Origin of the sequence: Candidatus Pelagibacter sp., from assembly GCF_052049815.1 — a bacterium.
GTDB lineage: Bacteria > Pseudomonadota > Alphaproteobacteria > Pelagibacterales > Pelagibacteraceae > Pelagibacter.
In genome coordinates, this window is sequence record NZ_JBNGZG010000075.1 from 1 (window position 1) to 2,735 (window position 2,735).

The window sequence follows — 2,735 nt, forward strand, 5'->3', positions numbered from 1 at the left end:
TAAAATTATTTTTGAAATTTTTATATATTTTTTTTCCTAAATAACCTGAGGAGCCTAAGATTAGAATTTTTTTTCTCAAATTAATATGTGTTTATTTTTTGAGTATTTGATTGTAGGTTTAACCTTTTTAAAATCTTTAAAATTTTTGAACTGCTATTGCCACTGCCATATGGGTTTACAATTTTTTTAATTTTTTTTTGAAATTTTTTATTTTCTAAAGCATGTTTGATTTTTTTATATATATCTGAAGAACTATTTTTCGCATCAATCACATTTAATGATTTAAATCTATTTTTTTGTCTAGATCCAATGTTAATAACTGGTTTTTTAAATGTTGCAGCTTCATGAATTCCTGAGCTTGAATTTCCTACTAGCATGGAGCAATTTTTTAATATTGTTTTATATTCACTTAAATCAAGTGTTGGCGTATATTTAAATTTAGAAAACTTAATTTCTTTCACAATTTGTTGAAAGCCACTATCATTATTTGGCATTATAAAAAAAATTGGTAAATTTATTTTTTTTAGAGCTACTAAAGTTTCTTTAATTTGTTCTTTTGATACTTCATTTTCAGTAGTAATGGGATGTTGGATACATAATAAATAAGGTTGTAGAAAATTAAAATTAAATTTTTTAGTTAAAATTTCAAGTTTTACTGTTTTTATCTCTTTCAAAGCATCGATTGATGGGCATCCTACCACAAAAATATCATCTTTTTTTTCACCCATTTTAATTAGTCTTCTTTTTGCTTCTTGAGTTGCTACAAAATGATAATTGGAAAATTTACTCATTGAATGTCTTAAGCTCTCATCAATTGAACCACTTCTTTCTCCTCCTTGTATATGAGCTATAGGAATATTTAGATGAGCACCTACAATAGTAATTGAAAAATTACCTCCTATATCAAAACCAGATAATATGATGTCTGGTTTTTCTTTTTTTAAATGTTTTGCAAGAGGACTTAATATATTGGATATTCCATTAATCATAGAAAATCCATCTCCGGTATTAACCTTAAACATGTTTATTTTTTTTGAAATTTTAAAACCATCTCTTTTAATCTCATCAATAGTTTTACCGGCCGAAGAAAGTAAATGCATTCCTGTAACAATAAGATTGTATTCTAGCTTATTATCTTTCTTAATCTTATTTAATATTGGCTTAAATCTACTATAATCTGCTCTTCTCTCAGTAAGTAGAGCAATCTTAATTTTTTTTGACATATGCTTTTTTAATTTGATTACCAGCTGAAATATCTTTAGCAGCTTTTTTACCAAGTAATGAGTAGTAGTCTTTCACTTTATAATCTCCATTATACGGTCTTAAAGGAAAAATATTTTTTTCAGTAAATTTTTCCCCTTGTTTAATATTTTTTACTGCTGCAATTGAAGCAAATGCGAATGCGATAGTTTTTTTTTCTTCTTTAATTGCTTTTTTATTATTACCTCTAGATGCAAATATAACTTTCGAGCCTTTAATTAATTCTTTGAGTTCTTTAGGATCCATAGATGCGCTAATATCAGGTCCTTTAAACTTTTTTGAGTCTACAAAGTGTTTTTCTATGATTGAAGCTCCTTTTCCTATCGCACCTAAACATCCATATATAGTTTCGGAATGATCTGATAATCCAACTATTGCATCTTTAAATTTATTCTTTAGTATCTCTATGCAATCTAATCTTACTAGGTGGTTGGGTGTTGGATAAATATTAGTACAGTGCATAAGAGCGTATTTTATTTTATATTTTCTCAAAATTTCTACAGATGTTTTAATAGACTTTATATCGTTCATGCCTGTGCTTAAAATTATAGGTTTTCTTTTTTTTGCTATATATTCCACCAGAGGATAATTATTACATTCACCTGAGCCTATTTTATAAATAGGTACTTTAAATTTTTCTAATCTATCTACAGCTTTTCTCGAAAATGGAGTACTAAAAAAAATTTTACCTTGTTTTTTTATATATTGCATTAACTTAAACTCATCTTCTTCATTTAATGAAGAATTCTTTATTATTTCAAAAATATTTTTTTTGGAGTTACCAGGTATAACTTTTTTTGCTTCATCTGACATCTCATCATCAACAATATGTGTTTGATGTTTTATAAAATCTGCGCCTGATTTTATTGCACTATCAGCTATTTTAATTGCCCTCTCTAAAGATCCATTGTGATTTATGCCTAATTCTGCAATAATTGTTGGTTTTACATTTGGACCTATTTTAAAATTATTAATTTTAATCATATTCATAAAATAGGTTATAATTTGTTTCAGCCTTGTTTCAATTGTTTTGTAAAATTGTTTTAAATTTTAAATTGTTAAAGTCAAAATCAATTTTATAATTTTTGTCAATTTTATCTAATTCTTGCTGCCACTCTTTATCTGAAGCAAGTAAAAGGTAATCTAATACTTTTTCAAATTTTTTTTTGCTTAAGCTATGTGTCCAATATTTTCCTGTTTCTTTCATTATACCTGGCCAATAAAAATTTAATTCAGAATCAATAAATTTATCAAATTTTTTTAATATCTTTTTTCTTGTTGCAAAAATTACAATTCTTTTTCTTCTTGCCAAAATTTCATAAGATAAAGTATTTTCAGTACCTACAAAATATTTGAATTTATTTATTTTTATGTACGATGAAAAGCTTGATTTTTTTTCAATAAAATTGACACTATTTTTTATCAAATTTTGGTAAAAGATTTTTTCTCTTATATCAGTCTCTTATAAACATCTG

General features: G+C 25.5%; 3 protein-coding genes. All 3 read right to left on the reverse strand.

The features are described from left to right. Positions 1 to 80: 80 nt before the first annotated feature. Genes neuC through ACTT9D_RS07165 form a run of 3 tightly spaced genes read right to left on the reverse strand, consistent with a single transcriptional unit; the run spans position 81 to position 2,686 of the window. Entirely contained in the window at positions 81 to 1,223 is a 1,143-nt protein-coding gene (gene neuC, locus ACTT9D_RS07155; RefSeq protein WP_440931094.1) for a UDP-N-acetylglucosamine 2-epimerase, read from the reverse strand. Then, positions 1,207 to 2,244 carry an N-acetylneuraminate synthase family protein gene (locus ACTT9D_RS07160; RefSeq protein ID WP_440931095.1) on the reverse strand — a complete coding sequence of 346 codons (1,038 nt, stop codon included), beginning with the start codon at positions 2,242 to 2,244 and terminating at the stop codon, positions 1,207 to 1,209. Before ACTT9D_RS07160 ends, neuC begins: the two co-directional genes overlap by 17 nt. Before the next feature lie 37 nt (positions 2,245 to 2,281). Beyond that, positions 2,282 to 2,686, reverse strand: coding sequence for a hypothetical protein (locus ACTT9D_RS07165; RefSeq protein WP_440931096.1), 405 nt, complete (start codon positions 2,684 to 2,686; stop codon positions 2,282 to 2,284). Positions 2,687 to 2,735: the final 49 nt, after the last annotated feature.